The following is a 21,721-nucleotide window of genomic DNA, read 5'->3' on the forward strand; positions in this document are numbered from 1 at the left end:
GGGCGGGCAGGGCGCGGGTGCGCAACCGGGTATTCCGGGGGGACGGGTGGGTGGTGGGCCCGTTCCGGGGATGGTTGCGGCATCGATGCTGTTCAGCGGATCGCGGCTCACTTCGCGATGGTGACCGGATACCCTTCAAGGATGCCGAACAGTTGCCAGCGGGTGGAGATCGCCGGTGCCGCAGGCGGGCCGGACGGTCGGTGTCGCGGACCGTACGGTCCTCACCCTTGGGTTCGCGTGGTGTAAGGAACTTGTACATTGACCCCGGACAGACGAGGGGTTCGGGCATTCCGGACGAGGACTCCCTGAGGGGGACATAGGTGACCACCACCACCGAACGGCCGCGTTCGGGTTTCACAACGTGGCTCCTGGAAGGAGCCGACGACGAGAAGTACTCGCGCCACCCCGGACCGATGGTCAAGAAGGCCGAGGTCCACCACCAGCGCTCCTGGTGGCAGGTCATGTGCCTGACCGGTGTCGACTACTTCTCCACCCTGGGCTACCAGCCGGGCATCGCCGCCGTCGCCGCCGGTGTGCTGTCCCCCATGGCCACCGTCGTACTGGTCGCGCTGACCCTGCTCGGCGCCCTGCCCGTCTACCGGCGGGTGGCGGCGGAGAGCCCGCACGGCGGCGGCTCACTGGCCATGTTCACCGCCATCCTGCCGCGCTGGACCGGCAAGTTCTTCATCCTGGTGCTGCTGGGGTTCGCGGCCACCGACTTCGTCATCACCATGACCCTGTCGGCCGCCGACGGCGCCGCGCACCTGGTCGAGAACCCGATCGTGCCGCACGCCCTGCACGGCCACAACATGCTCATCACGCTGGCGCTGCTCGCCCTGCTGGCCGCGATCTTCCTGAAGGGATTCGCCGAGGCCATCGGGACCGCCGTGGTCCTGGTGTTCGCCTACCTGGCGCTCAACCTGATCGTGTCGGTCGTCGGCGTCTACGAGGTCGTCAAGGCCCCCCACCTGACCGTGGTGTGGAAAGACCTGATGTTCTCCCAGCACGGCAACATCGTCGCCATGATCGGGGTGTCGCTGCTGGTGTTCCCGAAACTGGCCCTGGGCCTGTCCGGGTTCGAGACCGGTGTCGCGGTCATGCCGCAGATCCGCGGCAAGGAAGGCGAGGACCCCGACCACCCCACCACCCGGATCGCGGGCACCCGCAAACTGCTGACCACCGCCGCCATCATCATGAGCTGCTTCCTCGTGGTCACCAGCATCATCACCACCATCCTGATCCCGAACGAGAAGTTCCAGACCGGCGGCGAGGCCAACGGGCGCGCCCTGGCCTACCTGGCCCACCAGTACCTCGGTGACGGCTTCGGCACCGTCTACGACATCTCCACCATCGCGATCCTCTGGTTCGCCGGCGCCTCGGCCATGGCGGGCCTGCTGAACCTGGTGCCGCGCTACCTGCCCCGCTTCGGCATGGCACCGGAGTGGGCGCGCGCGTCGCGGCCGCTGGTGCTGGTGTTCGCGGTGATCTCCTTCGGCATCACCGTGTACTTCGACGCCGACGTCGACGCCCAGGGCGGCGCGTACGCGACCGGTGTGCTGGTGCTGATCACCTCGGCCGCGGTCGCGGTGACGCTGTCGGCGGCCCGCGCCGGCGAGAAATGGAAGATCCTCGGCTTCGGCGCGGTGTCGGCGGTCTTCGTGTACACGACCGTGGCGAATGTGTTCGAACGCCCCGAGGGTGTGCAGCTGGCGTCGCTGTTCATCGTGGCGATCATCGTGGTGTCGATGGTGTCGCGGGTGCGGCGCGCGTTCGAGCTGCGCGCCATCGAGGTCGATTTCGACGAGAAGGCCGCCTGGCTGATCGACAAGATCGCCGCCACCGGCACCATCCGCATCGTCACCCACGACCTGGAAGGCGTCGAGGACCGCGATCCCGAGGAGTACCGGGCCAAGGAGGCCGAGCAGCGGCTGGAATCGCACATTCCGGCCAAGGAGCCGATCCTGTTCCTCGAGGTCATCGTCAAGGACGCCTCCGAGTTCTCCACCGCCCTGCACGTCAAGGCGGTCGAACTGGAGAAGTACAAGATCCTGTCGGTGGAGGCGACCGCGGTGCCGAACTCGATCGCGGCGATCCTGATCGCGATCCGCGACCGCACCGGCCTCAACCCGCACGTCTATTTCGAATGGACGGAAGGGAATCCGCTGGTGAACCTGCTGAAGTTCATCTTCGGCGGCGAGGGTGAGGTGGCGCCGGTGACCCGTGAGATCCTGCGTCGCGAGATCCCCCAGCGTCGGCAGCGGCCGCATGTCCACGTGGACAGCTAGCCCGTCACGACCAACGACGAACGCCGCCGGTGCTCCGGCGGCGTTCGTCGTTTCCGGGGCTGGTCGAGCGATATATGTAAGCGTAGACTTACGGTTCGTGGGGACTTACCAAGGGGCCGCGTTGGACGCGCTGGGCGATCCGTCCCGCCGGGCGATCTTCGAGCGGCTCGGCCACGGAGCCTGCGCGGTCGGGGAACTGGCGGCCGAACTGCCGATCAGCCGGCCGGCCGTGTCCCAGCACCTGAAGGTACTCAAACAGGCCGGCCTGGTCACCGACGCCGCGGTCGGCACCCGCCGGGTGTACCGGCTGAACCCGGCCGGCATCGACGCACTCTGCGCCTACTTCACCCACTTCTGGTCGACAGCGCTGTCGGCCTACCGCGACGAAGCCCACCGGCAGGCCCAGGAAGGCACCCGAACCGCAACGGAGGAACAACCATGACTCAGGACAGCCCCGCGCGCACCGGCACCGAGGTGCGCGTCGACATGGTCGTCGAGGCGCCGATCGCACAGGCGTACCAGGTCTTCACGACCGGCATCGACAGCTGGTGGAACCGCGACCACCACATCGGCCCGAGCCCGCTCGCCGAAGAGGTGGTGGAGCCGTTCGAAGGCGGCCGCCTCTACGGCCGCTGCGTCGACGGCACCGAATGCGCCTGGGGTCGGGTGCTGGTGTGGCAGCCGCCGACCGCGTTCTCCTTCACCTGGGCCATCGATCTGACCTGGCAGCTCGAGACCGACCCCGCCCGCGCCAGCCGCGTCGATGTCACCTTCACCCCGCTCGACGACACCCGCACCAGCGTGACCCTGATCCACTCCGGATTCGAGAACCACGGCGACGGATGGGAATCCATGCGGGACGCGGTCGCCTCCCCCGGCGGCTGGCCCGCGCTGCAGGAGGAGTACGTCAAGGTCGTCGCCACGGCCTGACGAATCGCGCTCGGCCGCACCCGGATACACCGGTGGCCCCGGCTCGTCGCGCGAGCCGGGGCCACCGGTGGGTCGTGGTGCTACAGCGTGACACCGAGCAGCGCGTCGACCGCCGTGACGATCGCCTGCGGCGCCGCCGCGTCCGCCCCGCCGTAGGCCAGCGCCCGCTCGGCCCAACTGTCCAGTGCGGCCAGCGCTTTCGGGGTGTCCAGGTCGTCGGCCAGATGCGCGCGCACCCGCGCCACGGTGTCGGTGGCGTCCGGGCCCGACGCGAGCGCGGTGGCCTCCCGCCAGCGGGCCAGCCGCGACTGTGCCTGCGCCAGAACCGGATCCGACCATTCCCGGTCCTGCCGGTAGTGACCGGCGAACAGTCCCAGCCGGATCGCCGCCGGATCCACCCCGGCGCGTCGCAGCTTCGACACGAACACCAGGTTCCCGCGCGACTTCGACATCTTCTCCCCGTTGAGCGCGATCAGCCCGGCGTGCACGTAGTGGCGGGCGAAGCGGCGCCCCGCGACCAGCGCCTCGGCGTGCGCGGCGGAGTACTCGTGGTGCGGATAGATCAGGTCGCTGCCGCCGCCCTGGATGTCGAACTCGGGTCCGAGCCGGTTGAGGGCGATCGCGGCGCATTCGATGTGCCAGCCCGGCCGGCCCGCACCGAACGGCGCCGGCCACGACGGCTCACCCGGGCGCGCGGCCCGCCACAGCAGTGCGTCGATCGGATCGTGCTTGCCCGGCCGGTCCGGGTCGCCGCCGCGTTCGGCGAACAGGGCGTCCATGGTGGCCCGGTCGTAACCGGACTCGTAGCCGAACTGTTCGGTGGCGTCGTGGCGGAAGTAGACGTCGGGGAACCCGGCGTCGGCGACGGTGTAGGCGGCGCCGGAGGCCAGCAGCTTGTCGACCAGTTCCACCACCTCACCGACCGATTCGACCGCGCCGATGTAGTCGCGTGGCGGCAGCACCCGCAGCGCGGTCATGTCCTCGCGGAACAGTTCGATCTCGCGGGTCCCCAGGTCCCGCCAGTCGATGCCGTCGCGGTCGGCGCGCTCGAACAGCGGGTCGTCGACATCGGTGACGTTCTGCACGTAGTGCACGTCGTGGCCGTTGTCGCGCAGCGTCCGGTTGACCAGATCGAAGGTCAGGTAGGTGGCGGCGTGCCCGAGGTGGGTGGCGTCGTAGGGGGTGATCCCGCAGACGTAGATGCCGGCGACCTTGCCCGGGGTGACCGGGCGGGCCTGGCGGTCGGCGGTGTCGTACAGGCGCAAGGGCGGTCCGGATCCGGGGACGGTCGGGACGGCGGTTTCGGACCAGGACTGCATGATTCGAGGGTAGTGGCCGAACCGGACACCGCGTACGTCGACCCCGGTCACAGCACCCCGGCGAGTATCGGGCAGGGTCGTGGTGACCTGCGTCGTTGCCGATATCCGCAGGTGTCGATAGTTGAAATCAGTACGATTCGATCCGGATCAGAACGGCGGCCACGGGATCGGGCGCGCCGAATTCGGGAACGGCAGCACCGGCTGTTCCAGCAGGGTCTTCGCCCGCCCGGCGAGCGCGTCGATCTCGGCGTCGGTGATGTGCGCGGCCAGCGCGTCGGCGGTGGCGCCGGGCAGGGCAGCGGCGAAGCGTTCGATATCGCCGAGCAGGTCCGCCGGGACCGGGGTGCCCGCCCAGCCCCACAGCACGGTCCGCAGCTTCGGCTCGCTGTGCAGGCAGATACCGTGGTCGACCCCGTACACCTGCCCGTCGACGCCGTCGAGCGCGTGCCCGCCCTTGCGGTCGGCGTTGTTGATCAGCACGTCCAGCACCGCCATGCGCCGCAGTCGTGGATCGTCGGCGTGCACCAGCGACACCGGGGTGCCCGAGCCGTCGACGGCCTGCAGTACCTCCAGGAAATCCGGGGGCACCGCCCCCGCGGGCACCAGGTCGACCAGGTCGGGGTGGGCCGGATCGGGTTCGGTGATCTCGATCCAGCGTTGCACCATGCCGGGACCGTACGGGCCGTCGCGCAACACCGTCTCCGGGATCAACCCCCAGCCCAGCGCCTGCGACACCAGATAGGAGGCGACCTCGCGGCCGGCGAGGGTGCCGTCGGGGAAGTCCCACAGCGGCCGCTCGCCGCGTACCGGCTTGTACACCACCCGCTGCGCAGCCGCGTCGCCGACGGTGGGCAGTTCGCACACCAGGGTCAGATTGCTGGCGGTGGACACCCGTCCCAGGACCGACAGGTCACCGGTGTGGAAACTGTCGTCGACGGCCGACTGCAAACGCTCATTCCTCCAGATCGGTCGCGCCGAAGATATCGCCGCGCTTGTACCCGTTGGTGCGCACGCACATGTGCCCGCGCGAGGACAGGGGTTCGCCGCACAGCGGGCACGGCGGGCGTCCCGCCGCGATGACCCGCGTCGACCGCAGGGCGAACTCCCGGGCCTGGCTCGGGGTGAGGAACACCCGCACCGCGTCCGGGCCCTCCTCGGTGTCGTCGAGGACGACCGATTCGTCGACCTCGCTCTCGGTGATGGCGAGCAGTTCCACGACCACCGCGCCGGCGTCGGCGTCCCAGCCCAGGCCCATGGTGCCGACCCGGAACTCCGCGTCGATCGGGGTGCGCAGCGGGGCGGTGTCGTCGACGTCGGACGGCTGTGGGGGCACCTCGGCGCCGAAGCGGCGGGCCACCTCGTCCAACAGCAGGCCCATCCGGTCGGCCAGCACCTTCACCTGCTGCTTCTCCAGCAGGACACTGACCACCCGGGGCTCCTGGACGGCCTGTAGGTAGAAGGCGCGGTCGCCCGGCTCACCGACCGTTCCGGCGACGAAACGATCGGGGGTGCGAAACACATGAATTGCACGGGCCACCAGCACCTCCTGAAACCGGTTGCATAACCGACTCACTCACCAGCATCGGAACGTTGCGCACTCCCATTATCCGGGTCCGGTGGCGGGGAGGTGCGTGCGCCGACCTCTCCGCCGGGCACCGGCCCGGACCGCTCGCCACCGTGGCCGGCGGTCACGGCCAGCGCCGACAGGTCGCTGCCGGTGTCGTTGACCCGCCACACCATGGGTGCGGCGGGCGTGTACCGGATCACGCTGATCGACGCCGGTTCCACCACGATGCGCTGGAAGCTGTCCAGGTGCATGCCGTAGGCGTCGGCGATCACGGACTTGATCACGTCGCCGTGCGTGCACGCCACCCACAGCACGTCGCCGCCGTGGGCCGCGGCGAGTTCCCGGTCGCGGGACCGGATCGCGGCCACGGCCCGGTACTGGACGTCGGCGAGGCCTTCGCCGCCGGGGAACACCGCGCCGGAGGCGTGACGCTGCACGATCTTCCACAGTGGTTCGCTGATCAGGTCGGCCAGGGCGCGGCCGGTCCATTCGCCGTAGTCGACCTCGATGAGCTGTTCGTCGGGTTCGCCTTCGATCCCGAGCTTGTCGGCCAGCGGCGCGACGGTCCGGGTGCAGCGCAGCAGCGGGGAGTGCACGATCGCGCCGATCGGCAGTTCACCCAGGCGCGCGGCGATCGATCGTGCCTGTTCGCGGCCCTGGTCGGTGAGGTCCACGCCCGGGCTGCGACCTGCGAGCGTGCGCGCGGTATTCGAGGTAGATACCCCGTGCCGCAGCAGGATCACCGTCATGCCACCAGCCTAGGCGATCAGGGCCACACCACCAGCGGTCTGTGCGTGTGACCGGTTGCGCACCGCCGCACCGCCGGAACCGGCGCCGTGGCGGCTCGACCGCGAAATGCCTGGTCGAGCACGGTGATCCGGTGCCGGGAAGGCCCGCCGGTGTGTGGCACCGCGCACCGCCTACTTGCGGCGCGGGCGGAGTACGGCGGTGAAAGTGGCTGCGGCGACGGACTTTCCGGTGTTGTCGGTGAGGTCGACGGTGACGGCGAGTTCGACCGGGACCTGCGCCTGGATGTCGGCGCGGGCCTGCCGCAGCACCTCGTCGGACAGTTCGGCGGTGGCGCGGATCGGCCCGGCGTCCCCCTTGGCGCGGGCGAGGTATTCGATGCGGCCGTCGCGGGCGACGATGAAGGTCTCCCCCATCAGGTCCACGATCCCGGAGACGGACGCGCCCATCGCCGCGGTCTCGGCCAGCCCGAACAGGATGGCGGCGTGCAGGTCCCCGTTGTGGTTGAGGTGTTCGGGTTTCGGCGCGATCTGCACGACATTGCGGCCCGGGCGGTACTCCACCGATTCCATGCCGGTGTACCGGATGAATCCGAGCTGCTGGAACCCTGCCCACACCGGGTCGACTGCCGTGTTCTCCATCGCCACTCCCTCGAACTGAAACGTGTTCCAATTTCATACCGCTCGACGGGAGACGCTGTCCAGGTCAATCGTCGAGATGCGCGCAGACCCAATCGTCGACCAGTGGATCCCGCGGCAGCGAACCGTGTTCGAGGACATGCCCGGGCCACAGATCGTCGGCCAGATCGTCGATCACACCCGGCTCGTCGACGAACGACCCCGGCCCGCCGGGCGTGGCGACCAAGTCCTGCCGAGTGGCCAGAATGCCGTAGCGAATCCCCGGCACGGTGATCGGGGCGCTGTTCAGCTCGTCGACCGCCTCGGAGCCGACCTCCTGATCGGCACACGCCGGGCAGACCCCCTGCCGCAGCACGTCGTCGACCACCGGACGCAGCCCGGTGCCGTCGGACAGGTCCACCAGGCCGTCCAGCGCGGTCCCGTGCGTCGTCGGCGCGATCGCCAGCACCGAGTGGATCGCGTCGGGGCCGAGCCGCTGGGCGATCTGCATGGCCAGCACGCCGCCCTGGGAGTGCCCGACGAGATCGACCTGCGTCGCACCGGTGGCCGCCAGCACCTGCTCGGTGAACGCGCCGACCGCGTCCAAAGACTGCGCCATCGGCGCGAACGCGTTCAACGGCAACAGAATTCGCGGATCACGGCCGTAATCGAGGGCGAACACACACCGGCCCTGCGCCTGCAGGCGCGGCGCGAGCACCCGCCAATCGCGAGCACCACCGGCGGTTCCGTGGATCAGCACCACCGGACGCGGGTGCTCGGCCGTCGGATGGCAGTTCCAGTCGCCAATCGCCGGAGGAGCCGGATCGGCGACGGCCGCCGCGGCGGGCAGTGCGAGCGCGACCACCGGTAACAAGGCCAAAAAGGCCGATGCGCGCACAGCTATCCCTTCGGTCGAACATTAGACGCCCATTGCCTACCAGCTGGTGGGCCATGTTCCGGCGGTAGGTTACCCAGCGGTCGGAATCTCGGCGGCGGGATTCGGCGACCGGGATAGCGTGAATCGTGATGGGGTGTGGGGATTTCCGCTGCGGAAACCCCACACCGCAGCGCGAGCCGGTCAGGCCGGGACGACCTTCAGGTCGTCGGGGCCCCAGAAGGCGCGCATGGCGACGATCTTGCCCTCGTCGTTCAGCTCCATCACGTCGATCGGCGCCAGGGTCATCCGGTGCCCGTTGCCGACCGCGACCAGGGTGAACGAGGCGGCGGCGTGGTTGCCGGCGACCTTCACCGTATGCAGTTCGGTGGTGCGCTCGAGGCCTTCCAGCGCCTGGTACAGCTCGGCGATGGCCTCGTGGCCGCGGCGCTCCGGCGTGCCGATCGGGTCCTCGACGACCGCGTCGGCGGCGTAGAGGTCCAGGATCGCCGATATCGGGCCGGTGGCCACCAGCTTCACGTACTGCTCGACCACATCCCGGGGCTGCACTGCCATGGAAACTCCCATCAAAAGTGAAACGTGTTCTAATTCGAAGTCTAGCAGCCGGAGCGCGTCCCCGGACCGGTCCGAAGCGGTTGCGCCGCGAGCGGAATCCCTGTCCCGATCGCGCCGCATTCGCACCGACACGCGGTGCGACACGCTCGGCTGCGGTATATCTGTCCGGTACGGAACTTCGAGATCCCAACGCGCAAGGAGACTTTGCCGTGTCCGGTTCGATCGACCTCCACACCGATGTGCCGCACTCGGCCCGGATGTACGACTACTTCCTCGGCGGCAAGGACAACTATCAGGCCGACCGCGACGCCGCCGAGAAGGCACTGCAGGAATTCCCCGCCGTTCGGGTGACCGCCCGCACCAACCGCGAATTCATGCGCCACGCCACCCGCTACCTGGCCGGCCAGGGGATACGCCAGTTCCTCGACATCGGCACCGGCATCCCGACCGCGCCGAACCTGCACCAGGTCGCTCAGGAACTGGCCCCCGAAAGCCGCGTCGTCTACGTCGACAACGATCCGCTGGTGCTCTCCCACGCGCGGGCGCTGCTCACCAGCACCGAAGAGGGCGCCACCGCCTACGTCGAGGCCGACGCCGGCGACCCCGCCGCCATCCTGTCCTCCCCCGAACTGCTGGACACACTGGACCTGTCGCAGCCGGTCGCGGTGTCGCTGATGGCGCTGCTGCACTTCGTGCCCGGCGACGTGCACGAGATCGTCCGCAAGCTCATGGAACCCCTGGCCCCCGGCTCCTACCTGGCGATCTCGCACGTGACCACCGACTTCGACGACAGCCCCGCCGACCCCGACGGCATGATGCGCCTGCTGCAGGTCTACATCGACCGCGGGATTCCGGTGTCGCCGCGCCCCAAGGCCGAGGTCGAGCGCCTGTTCGACGGACTGGAACTGGTCGAGCCGGGCATCGAGGTGATCCACCGCTGGCGCAACCCCGGCATCGAACACCCGCGCAGCCACGACAAGAAGGTCTCGCTCTACGGCGGGGTGGGCAAGAAGCTCTGAGCTCAGGCCGGTAGGTCGGTGAGCTTGCCCCGCAGCACCGCGCGTTCCTGATCGTTGCCGCACAGCGCGATCGCCCGCTCGTATTCCGTCCGGGCCTGCCCGGCCCGGCCCAGCCGCGCCAGCAGCTCACCGCGCACACTCGGCAGCAGATGCGAATTCGCGAGCGCCGCCGCGGCCCCGAGGCCGTCGACGATCTCGAGGGCCGCCGCCGGTCCGCGCGCCATGGAGACCGCGACCGCGCGGTTGAGGTCGACGATCGGCGAGGGCGCCAGCCGGCCCAGCGCCTCGTAGAGCACGACCACGCGCTCCCAGTCGGTGGCCGCCACCGACTCGGCGACCGCGTGGCATTCGGCGATCGCCGCCTGTAACCCGTACGCGCCCAGCCCGCGCCCGGACCGGGCCGCCCGCTCGAGTGCGGCCCGCCCGCGCCCGATCGCGGCCCGGTCCCAGCGCGCGCGGTCCTGATGTTCCAGCAGCACCGGCCGCCCGCTCGCATCGGTGCGGGCCGGGAACCGCGCCGCGGTCAGTTCGAGCAGCGCGAGCAGCCCGTGCACCTCGGGCTCGCCCGGCACCAGCCGCGCCAGCACCCGCGCCAGGCGCTGCGCCTCGGCGGCGAGGTCGAGCCGGATCAGCTCGGCGCCGGTGGTGGCCGACGACCCCTCGGTGAAGATCACGTAGACGACGTTCAGCACCGCCGCGACCCGCGCGCCGCGCTCCGCCGCGGACGGCACCTCGAACGGAACATTCGCCGCGGCAAGGGTTTTCTTCGCCCGCGTGATCCGGGCCTGCACGGTCGCGGTCGGCACCAAAAACGCGCGGGCGATCTCGTCGCTGGTCAGTCCGCCCACCACCCGCAGCGTCAGCGCCACCTGCGCCGACCGCGACAGCAGCGGATGACAGGCCACGAACATCAGCGCCAGCACATCGTCGTCGATCCGATCGGGATCCCACAGTGGTTGCGCCCCATCGTCTTGCGCGGGCGCGCCGCCGGTGGCCGCCTCGCCCTCGCCCAGTTCCCGGGCGAGGGCGAGGTACCGGTCGTCGCGGGTGGCCCGGCGGCGGAAGGCGTCGATGGCCCGCCGCCGCCCGACCGTGAGCAGCCAGCCGGCCGGATTGCGCGGCACACCCTCGCGCGGCCAGGTCACCAGCGCCTCGGCGAACGCCTCCTGCGCGAGATCCTCGGCCAAGGCGAAATCGCCGGTGTAGCGGGCCAATCCGCCGACCACGCGAGCGGATTCGATCCGCCACACCGCGGCCACGGCATCACGACCGGTGGGGTCCGCCATCGGTCAGCGGCTCACAGCTGCCCGGTGGCCTCGCGCCACGCCCGTTCCTTCTGCACCCACTCGTTGTCCTGCGGGAACTCGTCGATGGTGGTGACCCGCCGGATCTCGGTCTTGAAACCGGCACCGAACGACGGCGCCCGCTTCGCCCACTCGATCGCCTCCTGCTTGGAGGCCACGTTCAGCAGATAGAAGCCGCCGAACAGCTCCCGCGTCTCCCCGTAGGGCCCGTCGGTGACCAGCGGCGGATCCGACGAGTAGTCGACGACCACGCCGTCCTCCGGCTCGGCCAGCCCCTCGGCGGCCAGCAGCACACCCGCGCGGATCAGTTCGTCGTTGAAGCGCCCGACGGTCTCGAGCATCTTGTCGAAGTCGGCGTCGGCCAGCGCAGCATTGCCCTCGTCGGTGGCGCGCCAGATCAGCATGTACTTCACGATCGTCCTCCTGGTCGTGGGTCGCGGTCCGACCCTCTCACGGCAAGGTCGAACGGCGCAGTGGCCGGATCGACACGGGCTGGGAAAAACTTTTCACAACTTCGCGTGAGTGTCATTCCCGCAGCGTGGCGGTCCGGCGGCCCATGCCGAACATGGTGCGGTCGTAGAACGGCCGGGCCAGACGCTTCATCCGGAACGCCTTGCGGGCGTCGGGGTCGGGCAGGATCAGGAAGCGGCGTGGGTCGATACCGGAGACGACGGCGGCGGCGATCTGGTCGGCGTCGCGGGGCGTGTGGTCGATCAGTTTGCGGGCGGTCGCGCTCATCTGCGGGTCGTCGTCGTGCAGCGAGGCGGCCAGGTCGGTGCGCAGGTGTCGGCCAGGTCCGTCACCAGGACCCGGTCGCCGCGGGCGGCGAACCGCGCGACCAGCGCGGCACCCAGGCCGGACGCGCCGCCGGTGACCAGAATTCGTGCCACGTATGTCCTTCGCGGGGGTGCGGCGGCTCGGCGAGCCGGTTCGGGTGTCCCTCATGATGCCGGAAATGCGGCCCGTCGCATCGTGATTGTCGGACGGGGAGCTCGGGCCGGCGCCGCGTCGGTCCGCCGGGTTCGCCGCAGCCGCCGGTACGGTGCACACCATGCGCGATCAGGGCAGTTGGGATATCAAGACCAGCGTCGGATCCACCGCGTTGTTCGTGGCCGCCGCCCGCGGGCTCGCGGCGCGCCGGCCCGACCCGATCGCCGTCGACCGCTTCGCCGAGGTGTTCTGTGTCGCGGCCGGTGACGAATGGGCGGCGCTGTTCACCGGCGACCCAGCGGCTACCGCCGAACACCCTTTGCGCTCAGCCGATTTCGGGATCCCGTTCCAGAACTTCCAGGCGGCGCGCACCCGCTGGTTCGACGACTACTGTGCCGCCGCCGTCGCCACGGGCGTCCGGCAGATCGTGATCCTCGCCGCCGGCCTGGACGCGCGCGCCTACCGGCTCCCCTGGCCCGCCGGCACCACCGTCTACGAGCTCGACCAGCCCCTGGTGCTGGAATTCAAGCGCTCGGTACTGGCCGCACACGGCGACCGGCCGGTGGCGCGGCGGCGCGAGGTGCCCGTCGATCTGCGGACCGACTGGCCGGCCGCGCTGCGGGCCGCCGGCTTCGACCCGACCGCCCCGACCGCGTGGCTGGTGGAGGGCCTGCTGATCTACCTGTCACCCGCCGAACAGGACGTGCTCTACGAGCGGATCGAGTCGCTGTCCGCGCCGGGCAGTTTCGTGGGCGTCGAGCAGATGGACCCGATCGACCCCGAGGTCTACCGGGCCATGCTCGAAGCCCAGGACCAGCCGGGCGGTGACCAGGCGGCGTGGGCGAGCCTGATCCACAACGAACCGCACAGCGAGGCGGTCGCCTGGTTCGGCGCGCGTGGCTGGTCCGGGACCGCCACGAAGCTGTCGGATCTGCTCGCGTCCCTCGGGCATCCGGCGCCGGAGGTGCCGGCGGGATTCCTCATGCCGGGCCTGGTGAGCCTCGTCACCGTGGCGAAGGGATAACTGGCCGCGATTCGCTCTGGTGTATCGGCGCATCGCCAGTTACATTAGGTGAGGCTAACCGTAATCTTCCAAGCGTATGAGGCTCCCGTGTACGTGTGTATCTGCAACGCCCTCACCGAGGACGAGGTGCGTGGTTGCGTAGCAGCGGGTGCCTGCTCCACTCGCCAGGTGAAGAAGGCCTGCGGCTGGAAGCCCGGCTGCGGCGCCTGCGTCTCCCGAATCGCCGGAATCGTCGGCGAGATGCGGGGTACGCCCGCCGCCCTGGAACTGCCCGCTGCCTGAAAAACCCCGGACACGGACGCGCGAACGGGGCCTGCCGGCGCGGGCGGATGCCAGGATGTGCCGCATGAAAGGCGACAAGGACATCATCGCGCTGCTCAACGAGCAGTTGACCGCGGAACTCACCGCGATCAACCAGTATTTCCTGCACGCCAAGATGCAGGAGAACTGGGGCTATCCGAAGCTGGCCGCGCACACCCGCGCCGAATCCATCGACGAGATGAAGCACGCCGAGATCCTGACCGACCGGATCCTGTTCTTCGACGGCCTGCCCAACTATCAGAAGCTCAACCCGCTGCGCATCGGCCAGACCGTCCCCGAACAGCTGAAGGCCGACCTGCAGATCGAGATCGAAGCCGTCGACCGGCTGCGGCCCGGCATCGAACTGATGCGCAAGCGCGGCGACGCGACCTCGGCCCGCATCTTCGAGAACATCCTGGCCGACGAGGAACACCACCTCGACTACCTGGAAACCGAACTGGCCCTGTTCGAGACCCTCGGCGAGCAGCTCTACCTGCAGCGCTTCACCGACACCCCGTCGAGCTGAACGGCCGGGCGCCGGCGCGGCCCACCCGGGCCGGCCTCCCGCCGACGGACGGAGGTGACGACTCGGCACCGGGATCGGCGCGCCCGGCCGTAGGCTACGCGGTGGCCGGTGACCCGGCTCACTCGCGCACCGGCCCCGACCATCCGATCAGCAGGAGTAGACAGTGCCCCGAGTATTCGCCTCGCTCGACGAGGTCCGCGCCGCGCTCGGCGAACCCATCGGTCCCAGCGAACCGCTGGTGATCACCCAGGAACGCATCGACGCCTTCGCCGACGCCACCGGCGACCATCAGTGGATCCACGTCGACCCGGTGCGCGCGGCCACCGGGCCGTTCGGCACGACCATCGCCCACGGCTACCTGACCCTGTCGCTGGTGCCGCAGTTCGGCGAGCAGCTCTACACCATCGACTTCGGCTCGGCCCGGGTGAACTACGGCGCCAACAAGATTCGCTTCCCCGCCCCCGTGCCGGTGGGCAGCGAGCTGCGCTCGACGGTCACCTTCACCGATATCGCCGAGAACGCCGCGGGCGCGGTGCTGACCCTGCGGGTCGTGGTCGACGCGGGCGGGGCCAAGCCGGCGCTGGTGATGGAGATGTTGATGATGGTGGCCAACTGAGGGTTTCGCACGACAGCGCGGGTGCCCACGTCAGGTTCGATGTGGGCACCCGCACTACGAATTCGGGCCGCCAGCAAGGACTTCGCGCACCCGTGCGAGCGGCGGCCAGGTGGGTTCAGGCCGGCACTCCCGCGGGCCGGACACGTGCCGGTACGGGCGCTCCGGCCCGCGTGCGCAGGGCACGCAGCGCGGTGACGTGCAGGATCAGTAGCGCGGGGACCTCCGCGGTCGGGATGAGTGCCAGCGGCAGCAGGCCGTTCGCGTCCGAGGCCGGGGTGACATCGATCAGGTGGAAGCCGGTGATCGCGCCCAGCGTCAGCGCCAGGATCAGATCCGCCATACCGAAGATGTTGAACCACAGCGCATTCCGGTAACCGTTCCCAGCGCTCACGCTGCGGGCCACGAAGGGCGCCGCGAGGCCGGTCGCGATGTCGCCGAGTCCGGCGGGGATCGCGAACAACGCCGGCAGGCGTCCCAGGAACATCATGGCCAGGAACACGAACCCGGCCACCCGCATCGCATGCGGTACCAGCAGGCGCGATTCCATCCCGGGCGCGGTGAGCACACGCCCCGCCGCCGGAATCCGGGTCAGCGCATAGAACCCCGCGATCGCGCCGACCGCGGCGATGGGCAGCCACGGTGGCCCGTCGCCGAGGCGGCCGTGATATCCGCCGCGCTGCGCGATCAGTGCGCTGACCAGGGTCCACGCGCCGACGACAGTGGCCGCGGCACCGGCGAACCAGGCGGCGCGCGCCCGGTCGCGGCCCGTGGCGAGGGCGCCGCCGAACACCGCGACGCCGATCAGGGTGGGTAGTGCGACGTCGCCCGCGAGCGCGATCGCCCAGACGTAGAACGGGGCTTCGGACATCGGATCCTCCTCAGATTGATATCTCCAAGAAACTATACTTTAGATACTAGTTCGAAGATAGTAGTCTGAGGGCATGACGCGGAACGCCCGAACCTACGGTCACTTCTGCCTCCTCGCGCGCGCCCTCGAACAGGTCGGCGACCGCTGGTCGCTGCTGGTGATCCGGGACCTGCTCAGCGGCCCCAAACGCTTCACCGACCTCATGGACCGCCTCGGCGGCATCACCCCGAAGACGCTCAGCCAGCGGCTCACCGAATTCGAGGACAGTGGCCTGGTGGTCGCCGACCGCGAACCCGGCCGCCGCGAGGTCCGCTACCGGCTCACCCCCGCCGGCGCCGACCTCGAACCGATCCTCGACGCCCTGGGCGACTGGGGTCTGCGGCACGCCTTCCGGCCCCCACTGCCCGGCGAACCGCTGCATCCCGACCACCTGCTGCGCGCGTTCACCCGCGCCGTGGAACAGGCCGGCGACCACGCGCCCGCCCGGTGGTACCTGCGCCTCGACGGCCTCGACTATGCCCTGACCTGCGACGGCCACGCCTGGACCCTGGCCCCGGACACCGTTCCCGCGCAACCGGACCTCACGATCGACACCGACACCGGCTCCTTCGCGGCGGCCGCGTTCGGCGGGGCCGACCTCGAGATCGACGGCGCGCCCGCCGCCGTGGCCCGCTTCCGGGACATGCTCACCACCGTCGCGGCCGCCGCCGACCGGACCGATCCCGCGCCCGCCCGGTGATCCAGCTTCGGCGACGAAATGGGATCAGCGTGCGCGAAAGCCTCGCCCGTGCCAGCGTGCTCTCGTAGCGTCGGCGGGGATGACGGCCGGGGCCGGCACGGCGATTGCGCGTGCCGTGCGCCGCGACCGCCAGGTCCGTCCCACCCACTCGCCCGGAGGCCCCGATGACCGATCAGGATCGAACCGAAGATCCCACCGCTGCCTGGAGTTTCGAGACCAAGCAGATCCACGCCGGGCAGACGCCCGACGAGATAACCGGGGCGCGGGCACTGCCGATCTACCAGACCACCTCGTACGCCTTCCGCGACAGCGCGCACGCGGCGGCCCTGTTCGGCCTCGCCGAACCCGGCAACATCTACACCCGCATCATGAACCCCACCCAGGACGCGGTCGAGCAGCGGATCGCCGCGCTCGAGGGCGGCGTCGGCGCGCTGCTGCTGGCCTCCGGGCAGGCCGCCGAGACGGCCGCGATCCTCAACATCGCCGGCGCCGGCGACCACATCGTGTCCAGCCCGCGGCTCTACGGCGGCACCTACAACCTGTTCCACTACTCGCTGCCCAAGCTCGGCATCGAGGTGAGCTTCGTCGAGGACCCCGACGACCTCGAGCAGTGGCGCGCGGCGATCCGGCCCAACACCAAGGCCTTCTACGGCGAGACGGTCTCCAACCCGCAGAACCACATCCTCGACATTCCCGGGATCGCCGAGGTCGCCCATGCCGCGGGGATTCCGCTGATCGTCGACAACACCGTCGCGACCCCGTACCTGATCCGGCCGTTGGAGCACGGCGCCGACATCGTGGTGCACTCCGCCACCAAGTACCTGGGCGGTCACGGTGCCGCGATCGCGGGCGTCATCGTCGACGGTGGCAGCTTCGACTGGCGCTCGGGCCGGTTCCCGGACTTCACCACCCCCGACCCCAGCTACCACGGCGTGGTCTACGCCGACCTGGGCGCGCCCGCCTACGTGCTCAAGGCCCGGCTGCAGCTGCTGCGCGACCTCGGTGCCGCGATCGCGCCGTTCAACGCGTTCCTGATCAGCCAGGGCCTCGAGACGCTGAGCCTGCGGATCGAACGGCACGTGCAGAACGCGCAGGCGGTGGCGCAGTTCCTGAGCGAACGGCCGGAGGTGACCGCGGTGCACTACGCGGGCCTGCCCGGCTCGCCCTGGTACGAACGCGGAAAGGCGTTGGCGCCCAAGGGCGTCGGTGCGGTGATCGGCTTCGAGCTGGCCGGCGGCGTGGACGCCGGCAAGCGGTTCGTCGACGCCCTGACCCTGCACAGTCACGTAGCCAATATCGGTGACGTCCGCTCGCTGGTGATCCACCCGGCCTCCACCACGCACTCCCAGCTGACCCCGGCCGAGCAGCTCGCCGCGGGCGTGACGCCGGGCCTGGTCCGGCTGGCGGTCGGTATCGAGGGCATCGACGACATCCTCGCCGACCTGCGGGCCGGGCTGGCGGCGACCCTGTGACACCCCGGGTGTCGTAGCGGAATTCGCCGGTTCGGGTGTGGGAGGCTTGCGGCAGGCCGGCTCCTGGCCGACCTCACCCGAACCGGCACCGCTGCCGGATCGAGGACCACAACAGGGAGTGAATTGATGGCTCAAGGCACCGTGAAATGGTTCAACCAGGACAAGGGCTTCGGTTTCATCGCGCAGGACGGTGGCGGCCCGGACGTCTTCGTCCACTACTCCGCCATCCAGGCCCAGGGCTTCCGCAACCTCGAAGAGCAGCAGCGGGTCGAGTTCGATATCACCCAGGGGGAAAAGGGCCCGCAGGCCGCGAACGTGGTCCTGATCTAGCCGCGACGATCGACGCGGAAACAGCGATGCCCCCGGCTGCGGCCGGGGGCATTTTCTTGTTACCGGAACGGGCCGACCGCACCGGGATTTGTCGTTCGAGTGTTGACGAACCGCGGTGACCTCGTTCACACTACTGTTCGGTAACACGGTTACCGGTCGGGAAATACGCTGTAAGGGGCATCAATTGAGCAAGGCACGAACCGTTCTCAACGTGGCGACGGCGCTATCCGCGCTCACAGTGCTCTTCGCCTCCACAGCCCAGCTCGCACCGGCCGCGCACGCCGCCACCGACCCGTTCTACGAATACACCGGCGACACCCCGCTCGCGTCGATCGAACCCGGCACCGTGCTCGCGACCCGCACCCTCGACTACCACATGGCCGGCGTACCGCTGCCGGTCCCGGTCGTGCAGCTGCTGTACCGCACCACCGACGCGCAGGACCGCGCGGTCGCCAACGTGACCTCGGTGCTGAAGCCGCCCGGCGGCGGCGACCCGGCCAAAGCCATTGCCTACCAGTCGTTCTACGATTCGCTCAACCCCGAGGACGGCCCCTCGCGGTCCATCGCCGGCGACGTGAGCTTCGGCGGCCTCACCAACGCCGCGGAAGGCCCGCTGCTCGCGGCCTCGCTCGCCCAGGGCTACACCGTCATCGTCGCCGACACCGAAGGCCAGCACGCGGACTTCGCCGCCGGACCCGAATACGGCATGAACACCCTGGACTCGATCCGCGCCGCCACCCGGTCCCCCGACACCGGGCTCGGCCCCGACACCCGCATCGGCCTGACCGGATACTCCGGCGGCGCGATCGCGACCAACTGGGCCGCCGCGCTGGCCCCCGGCTACGCGCCGGATGTGAACGCGCGCCTGGTCGGCGCCGCCGAAGGCGGAGTCCTGGTCAACCCGGCCCGCAACCTGCGATACGTCAGCGGCAGCGTCGGCTGGGCAGGGGTCGCGGGCATGGCGATCATCGGTGTCGCGCGCTCCTTCGACATCGACTTCACCCCCTACATGAGCGACTACGGCCACGCGATCGTCGACCGCATGCGGTACGCGGCGATCAGCAATGTGCTGTGGCAGTACCCGGGCCTGACCTGGCAGCAGGTGGTCCGGCCGGAATACGCCGACCCGGCCAGCGTCCCGCCCATGGTCGACGCGCTGCGACGGATCGACCTCGGCCTCGCGCCCACACCGACGATCCCCATGTTGATCGGCCAGGGCGCGCAAGGCTCGATCGAGGGCACCGACAACGACAAGCCCGGCATCGGCGGCGGTGACGGCGTCATGATCGCCGGCGACGTGCGCAGCCTGGCCAACCAGTACTGCGCCGACGGCACACCCGTCGAATACCACCAGTACGACCTGCTCAGCCACGTCCCCTCGGCCGTCGCCTGGCTGCCCACCTCGCTGGTGTGGCTGAACGACCGGTTCGCCGGCAAGCCGGCGCCGTCGACCTGCGGGTCCATCGCACCGGGCAACTCGCTCGACCCGACCCCCTAGCCACCGATCGTCCACCGCCCCTGGGCAGTTCACGGCACCGCCACGAACCGCCCAGGGGCGGAGACGTTTCCCGCGACGCCGCCCGGCGGCTAGCGTGAGGCACATGACGCCACCGTCGCCCACCCCACCCGGCACCGTGTTCCGGCAGGCGGCCGCCGCCACCCTCGGCGTGCTGGCCGTCGCGGTCGGGGCCTACGGCGTGTACAAGCTGCGCGGCGTACTGGTCCTGGTGCTGGTCGCGCTGTTCCTGGCGGTGGGTGTCGATCCCACCGTGCGCTGGCTCACCGCACGCGGCCTGCCGCGCTGGACCGCGGTGACGACGGTGGTGCTGGTCGGGCTGGCGCTCGTCGGCGGGTTCTTCTGGCTGGTCGTGCCGCCGCTGGTCGATCAGGGCGGCAACCTGCTCGGTGACCTGCCCGGCTATCTGCAACGGCTGTCGGACAAGTCGAGCGCCGTCCGCCAGGTCACCGACCGCTATCACCTCACCCAACGGCTCACCGACCTCGCGGGCCGGATCCCCGCCGCCCTGGGCAGCGGCGCCATCGGCTATTTCGAACAGTTCGTCGGCTTCCTGGCCTCGACGGTCACGGTGCTGGCACTGACCATCTACTTCATGGCCGACCTGCCGCGGCTGCGGCGCGGGCTCGCCCAGCTGTCCCCGCCGCGCTACCGGGATCGCGTCGTCGACGTCGTCGACGTGGTGGTGGAGAAGGTCGGCGGGTACATGATGGGCAATATCGCCGTCTCGTTCATCGCCGGCGGCGCGACCTGGGTGTGCCTGGAACTGTTGCATGTTCCGTTCGCCTTGCCGCTGGCGGTCACCGTCGGCCTCGCCGACCTGATCCCGCTGGTCGGGGCCACCTTGGGCGCCATCGTGTGTGTGGTGGTCACGGTGGCCACCACCGGCATCTGGGCCGCGATCGTCGTCGTCGCCTTCTTCCTTGGCTATCAGGCCGTGGAGAACTACATCCTGGTGCCGCGCGTGCTGCACAACGCGGTCGACCTGTCGTCGATGACGGTGCTGCTGTGCGCGCTCGCCGGCGGCACACTGCTCGGGCTGGTGGGCGCGCTGATGGCGATCCCGTTCGCGGCAGCGGTGAAAGTCGTTTTCTCCCCGCGGATCTCGGCGATGCTCGACGCGAGCGAATCCGAGGCGCCCGACACCGCGGATCCCGGAGCCTGATGCGGGGACTGCCGCGAACCGCTACGCGCCGGTAGGGTTGCCGTCGCCTGCAACTCGAATCCGATCCGGGGGGAAGCATGACCGCACGCCTGACCACGTTCACCAACGACGGTCTCACCTTCGACGTCCACGACGACGGTCCCGCGGACGGGACCCCGGTCGTGCTGCTGCACGGCTTTCCGCAGACCTCGGCCTCCTGGGCGCGAGTCACGCCCCACCTGCACGCCGCCGGTTACCGCACGATCGTCCCGGACCAGCGCGGATATTCGCCGGGCGCCCGTCCCCGAGGGCGCTACGCCTACCGGATGAGCGCGCTGGTCGGCGACGTCGCCGCCCTGATCGACACGCTCGGCGCCGGGCCGGTGCACCTGGTCGGCCACGACTGGGGTGCCGCGGTCGCCTGGTCCACCGCCGCGAACCGCCCGCACCTGGTCGCCACGCTCACCTCGGTGTCGGTGCCGCACCCGATGGCGTTCGTGCGGTCGATCGTGTCCAGCAGCCAGGGCTTCCGGTCGATCTATATGGCGGTGTTCCAGATTCCGTGGCTACCGGAACTGGTACTGACCCGGATGCTGCGCGCCGCGGCGACCGGCGGCCCGCAGCGGCGGGCCCGGGCCATGGCGGCGGCGCACCTGGACGACGAACAGTTCGATCGGCTGCTGCGCGACATCGTCGACGGCGGCGCGCTGCCCTACGCGCTGAACTGGTATCGCGCCATGGCGATCACGACGCCGCGCAGCGGGCTCGCCAAGGTCGCCGCGCCCACCACCCACGTGTGGAGCACCCGCGACGCCTTCATCGCCCGCAGGAGCGCCGACCTCGCCGCCCGCTACGTCACCGGCCCGTACCGGATCGAGGTCCTCGACGCCACCCACTGGGTGCCCGAGGAGCGGCCCGCCGAACTGGCCGCGCTGATCGTGGCCCGGGCCCGCGGGGACGAAACCACCTGAGCGGCACGGGACCGTTTCACAGTGCCGCCGATCCCGGCGCGGGTACG

26 protein-coding genes are annotated in these 21,721 nt (G+C 70.1%); 14 read left to right on the plus strand and 12 right to left on the minus strand.

All coding sequences use genetic code 11. The features are described 5' to 3' along the window. Nucleotides 1-413 precede the first annotated feature (413 nt). From EBN03_RS08975 to EBN03_RS08985, 3 genes are all read left to right on the plus strand, one after another. A complete protein-coding gene (locus tag EBN03_RS08975) occupies nt 414-2,285 on the plus strand; it encodes an APC family permease (RefSeq protein WP_233608305.1) in 1,872 nt (623 codons plus the stop codon). Nucleotides 2,286-2,382: 97 nt separating this feature from the next. Then, on the plus strand, nt 2,383-2,727 hold the full coding sequence (locus EBN03_RS08980) for an ArsR/SmtB family transcription factor (protein ID WP_233608266.1): 345 nt from the start codon (nt 2,383-2,385) through the stop codon (nt 2,725-2,727). Further along, nucleotides 2,724-3,215: an SRPBCC family protein gene (locus tag EBN03_RS08985; protein WP_122187498.1), complete on the plus strand. Its 492-nt coding sequence runs from the start codon at nt 2,724-2,726 to the stop codon at nt 3,213-3,215. Before EBN03_RS08980 ends, EBN03_RS08985 begins: the two co-directional genes overlap by 4 nt. Before the next feature lie 80 nt (nt 3,216-3,295). On the opposite strand, the gene mshC is transcribed toward EBN03_RS08985, so the two are convergent. The 7 genes from mshC to EBN03_RS09020 form a co-directional block, all read right to left on the minus strand. Next, a complete protein-coding gene (gene mshC, locus EBN03_RS08990; protein WP_122187851.1) occupies nt 3,296-4,534 on the minus strand; it encodes a cysteine--1-D-myo-inosityl 2-amino-2-deoxy-alpha-D-glucopyranoside ligase in 1,239 nt (412 codons plus the stop codon). A 147-nt stretch (nt 4,535-4,681) separates the two neighbouring features. Further along, nucleotides 4,682-5,482, minus strand: a complete 801-nt coding sequence (locus EBN03_RS08995; protein ID WP_122187499.1) for an SCO1664 family protein — start codon at nt 5,480-5,482, stop codon at nt 4,682-4,684. A gap of 4 nt (nt 5,483-5,486) precedes the next feature. After that, the gene (locus tag EBN03_RS09000) at nt 5,487-6,071 is read right to left on the minus strand and encodes a DUF3090 domain-containing protein (RefSeq protein ID WP_122187852.1); all 585 of its coding nucleotides are present in this window, start codon (nt 6,069-6,071) and stop codon (nt 5,487-5,489) included. 32 nt (nt 6,072-6,103) lie between these two features. Continuing rightward, nucleotides 6,104-6,850, minus strand: a complete 747-nt coding sequence (locus tag EBN03_RS09005) for a histidine phosphatase family protein (RefSeq protein ID WP_122187500.1) — start codon at nt 6,848-6,850, stop codon at nt 6,104-6,106. Nucleotides 6,851-7,021: 171 nt separating this feature from the next. After that, on the minus strand, nt 7,022-7,489 hold the full coding sequence (locus EBN03_RS09010; protein ID WP_122187501.1) for a PaaI family thioesterase: 468 nt from the start codon (nt 7,487-7,489) through the stop codon (nt 7,022-7,024). Between the two features lie 64 nt (nt 7,490-7,553). After that, complete coding sequence (locus EBN03_RS09015; RefSeq protein ID WP_158675570.1) at nt 7,554-8,363, minus strand: esterase/lipase family protein; 810 nt, start codon at nt 8,361-8,363, stop codon at nt 7,554-7,556. Nucleotides 8,364-8,543: 180 nt separating this feature from the next. Next, on the minus strand, nt 8,544-8,915 hold the full coding sequence (locus EBN03_RS09020) for a nuclear transport factor 2 family protein (protein ID WP_122187503.1): 372 nt from the start codon (nt 8,913-8,915) through the stop codon (nt 8,544-8,546). Between the two features lie 209 nt (nt 8,916-9,124). Between EBN03_RS09020 and EBN03_RS09025 the strand changes: the two genes are divergently transcribed. Continuing rightward, nucleotides 9,125-9,934: an SAM-dependent methyltransferase gene (locus EBN03_RS09025; RefSeq protein ID WP_233608267.1), complete on the plus strand. Its 810-nt coding sequence runs from the start codon at nt 9,125-9,127 to the stop codon at nt 9,932-9,934. A 2-nt stretch (nt 9,935-9,936) separates the two neighbouring features. On the opposite strand, the gene EBN03_RS09030 is transcribed toward EBN03_RS09025, so the two are convergent. From EBN03_RS09030 to EBN03_RS34065, 4 genes are all read right to left on the minus strand, one after another. Then, entirely contained in the window at nt 9,937-11,220 is a 1,284-nt protein-coding gene (locus EBN03_RS09030) for an RNA polymerase sigma factor (protein WP_122187504.1), read from the minus strand. A gap of 11 nt (nt 11,221-11,231) precedes the next feature. Continuing rightward, entirely contained in the window at nt 11,232-11,651 is a 420-nt protein-coding gene (locus EBN03_RS09035) for a YciI family protein (RefSeq protein ID WP_122187505.1), read from the minus strand. Nucleotides 11,652-11,763: 112 nt separating this feature from the next. Beyond that, complete coding sequence (locus EBN03_RS09040) at nt 11,764-11,976, minus strand: hypothetical protein (RefSeq protein ID WP_122187506.1); 213 nt, start codon at nt 11,974-11,976, stop codon at nt 11,764-11,766. Next, nucleotides 11,973-12,128 carry a hypothetical protein gene (locus EBN03_RS34065; protein ID WP_158675571.1) on the minus strand — a complete coding sequence of 52 codons (156 nt, stop codon included), beginning with the start codon at nt 12,126-12,128 and terminating at the stop codon, nt 11,973-11,975. Before EBN03_RS34065 ends, EBN03_RS09040 begins: the two co-directional genes overlap by 4 nt. Before the next feature lie 161 nt (nt 12,129-12,289). On the opposite strand from EBN03_RS34065, the gene EBN03_RS09045 reads away from it, so the two are divergent. The 4 genes from EBN03_RS09045 to EBN03_RS09060 all read left to right on the plus strand — a co-directional run bounded on the left by EBN03_RS09045 (nt 12,290) and on the right by EBN03_RS09060 (nt 14,634). Then, entirely contained in the window at nt 12,290-13,192 is a 903-nt protein-coding gene (locus tag EBN03_RS09045) for an SAM-dependent methyltransferase (RefSeq protein WP_122187854.1), read from the plus strand. Between the two features lie 87 nt (nt 13,193-13,279). Further along, entirely contained in the window at nt 13,280-13,474 is a 195-nt protein-coding gene (locus tag EBN03_RS09050) for a (2Fe-2S)-binding protein (protein ID WP_122187507.1), read from the plus strand. A 64-nt stretch (nt 13,475-13,538) separates the two neighbouring features. Then, entirely contained in the window at nt 13,539-14,018 is a 480-nt protein-coding gene (gene bfr / locus EBN03_RS09055; protein ID WP_122187508.1) for a bacterioferritin, read from the plus strand. Nucleotides 14,019-14,181: 163 nt separating this feature from the next. Further along, nucleotides 14,182-14,634, plus strand: coding sequence for a MaoC family dehydratase (locus EBN03_RS09060; protein WP_122187509.1), 453 nt, complete (start codon nt 14,182-14,184; stop codon nt 14,632-14,634). 115 nt (nt 14,635-14,749) lie between these two features. Here EBN03_RS09060 and EBN03_RS09065 read toward each other — a convergent pair whose 3' ends face one another. After that, nucleotides 14,750-15,502, minus strand: a complete 753-nt coding sequence (locus EBN03_RS09065) for a hypothetical protein (RefSeq protein ID WP_122187510.1) — start codon at nt 15,500-15,502, stop codon at nt 14,750-14,752. A 73-nt stretch (nt 15,503-15,575) separates the two neighbouring features. Here EBN03_RS09065 and EBN03_RS09070 point away from each other — a divergent pair, with 73 nt between their 5' ends. The 6 genes from EBN03_RS09070 to EBN03_RS09095 all read left to right on the plus strand — a co-directional run bounded on the left by EBN03_RS09070 (nt 15,576) and on the right by EBN03_RS09095 (nt 21,674). Next, nucleotides 15,576-16,241 carry a winged helix-turn-helix transcriptional regulator gene (locus EBN03_RS09070; protein ID WP_122187511.1) on the plus strand — a complete coding sequence of 222 codons (666 nt, stop codon included), beginning with the start codon at nt 15,576-15,578 and terminating at the stop codon, nt 16,239-16,241. A 164-nt stretch (nt 16,242-16,405) separates the two neighbouring features. Next, nucleotides 16,406-17,713: a bifunctional o-acetylhomoserine/o-acetylserine sulfhydrylase gene (locus tag EBN03_RS09075; RefSeq protein WP_122187512.1), complete on the plus strand. Its 1,308-nt coding sequence runs from the start codon at nt 16,406-16,408 to the stop codon at nt 17,711-17,713. Nucleotides 17,714-17,839: 126 nt separating this feature from the next. After that, a complete protein-coding gene (locus tag EBN03_RS09080; RefSeq protein ID WP_122187513.1) occupies nt 17,840-18,043 on the plus strand; it encodes a cold-shock protein in 204 nt (67 codons plus the stop codon). Nucleotides 18,044-18,227: 184 nt separating this feature from the next. Then, nucleotides 18,228-19,541, plus strand: a complete 1,314-nt coding sequence (locus EBN03_RS09085) for a lipase family protein (protein WP_233608268.1) — start codon at nt 18,228-18,230, stop codon at nt 19,539-19,541. Nucleotides 19,542-19,644: 103 nt separating this feature from the next. Further along, a complete protein-coding gene (locus EBN03_RS09090) occupies nt 19,645-20,724 on the plus strand; it encodes an AI-2E family transporter (protein WP_122187514.1) in 1,080 nt (359 codons plus the stop codon). A gap of 77 nt (nt 20,725-20,801) precedes the next feature. Continuing rightward, the gene (locus EBN03_RS09095; RefSeq protein WP_122187515.1) at nt 20,802-21,674 is read left to right on the plus strand and encodes an alpha/beta fold hydrolase; all 873 of its coding nucleotides are present in this window, start codon (nt 20,802-20,804) and stop codon (nt 21,672-21,674) included. The last annotated feature ends 47 nt before the right edge of the window (nt 21,675-21,721 follow it).

Source organism: Nocardia stercoris, from assembly GCF_003696265.1.
Lineage (GTDB): Bacteria > Actinomycetota > Actinomycetes > Mycobacteriales > Mycobacteriaceae > Nocardia > Nocardia stercoris.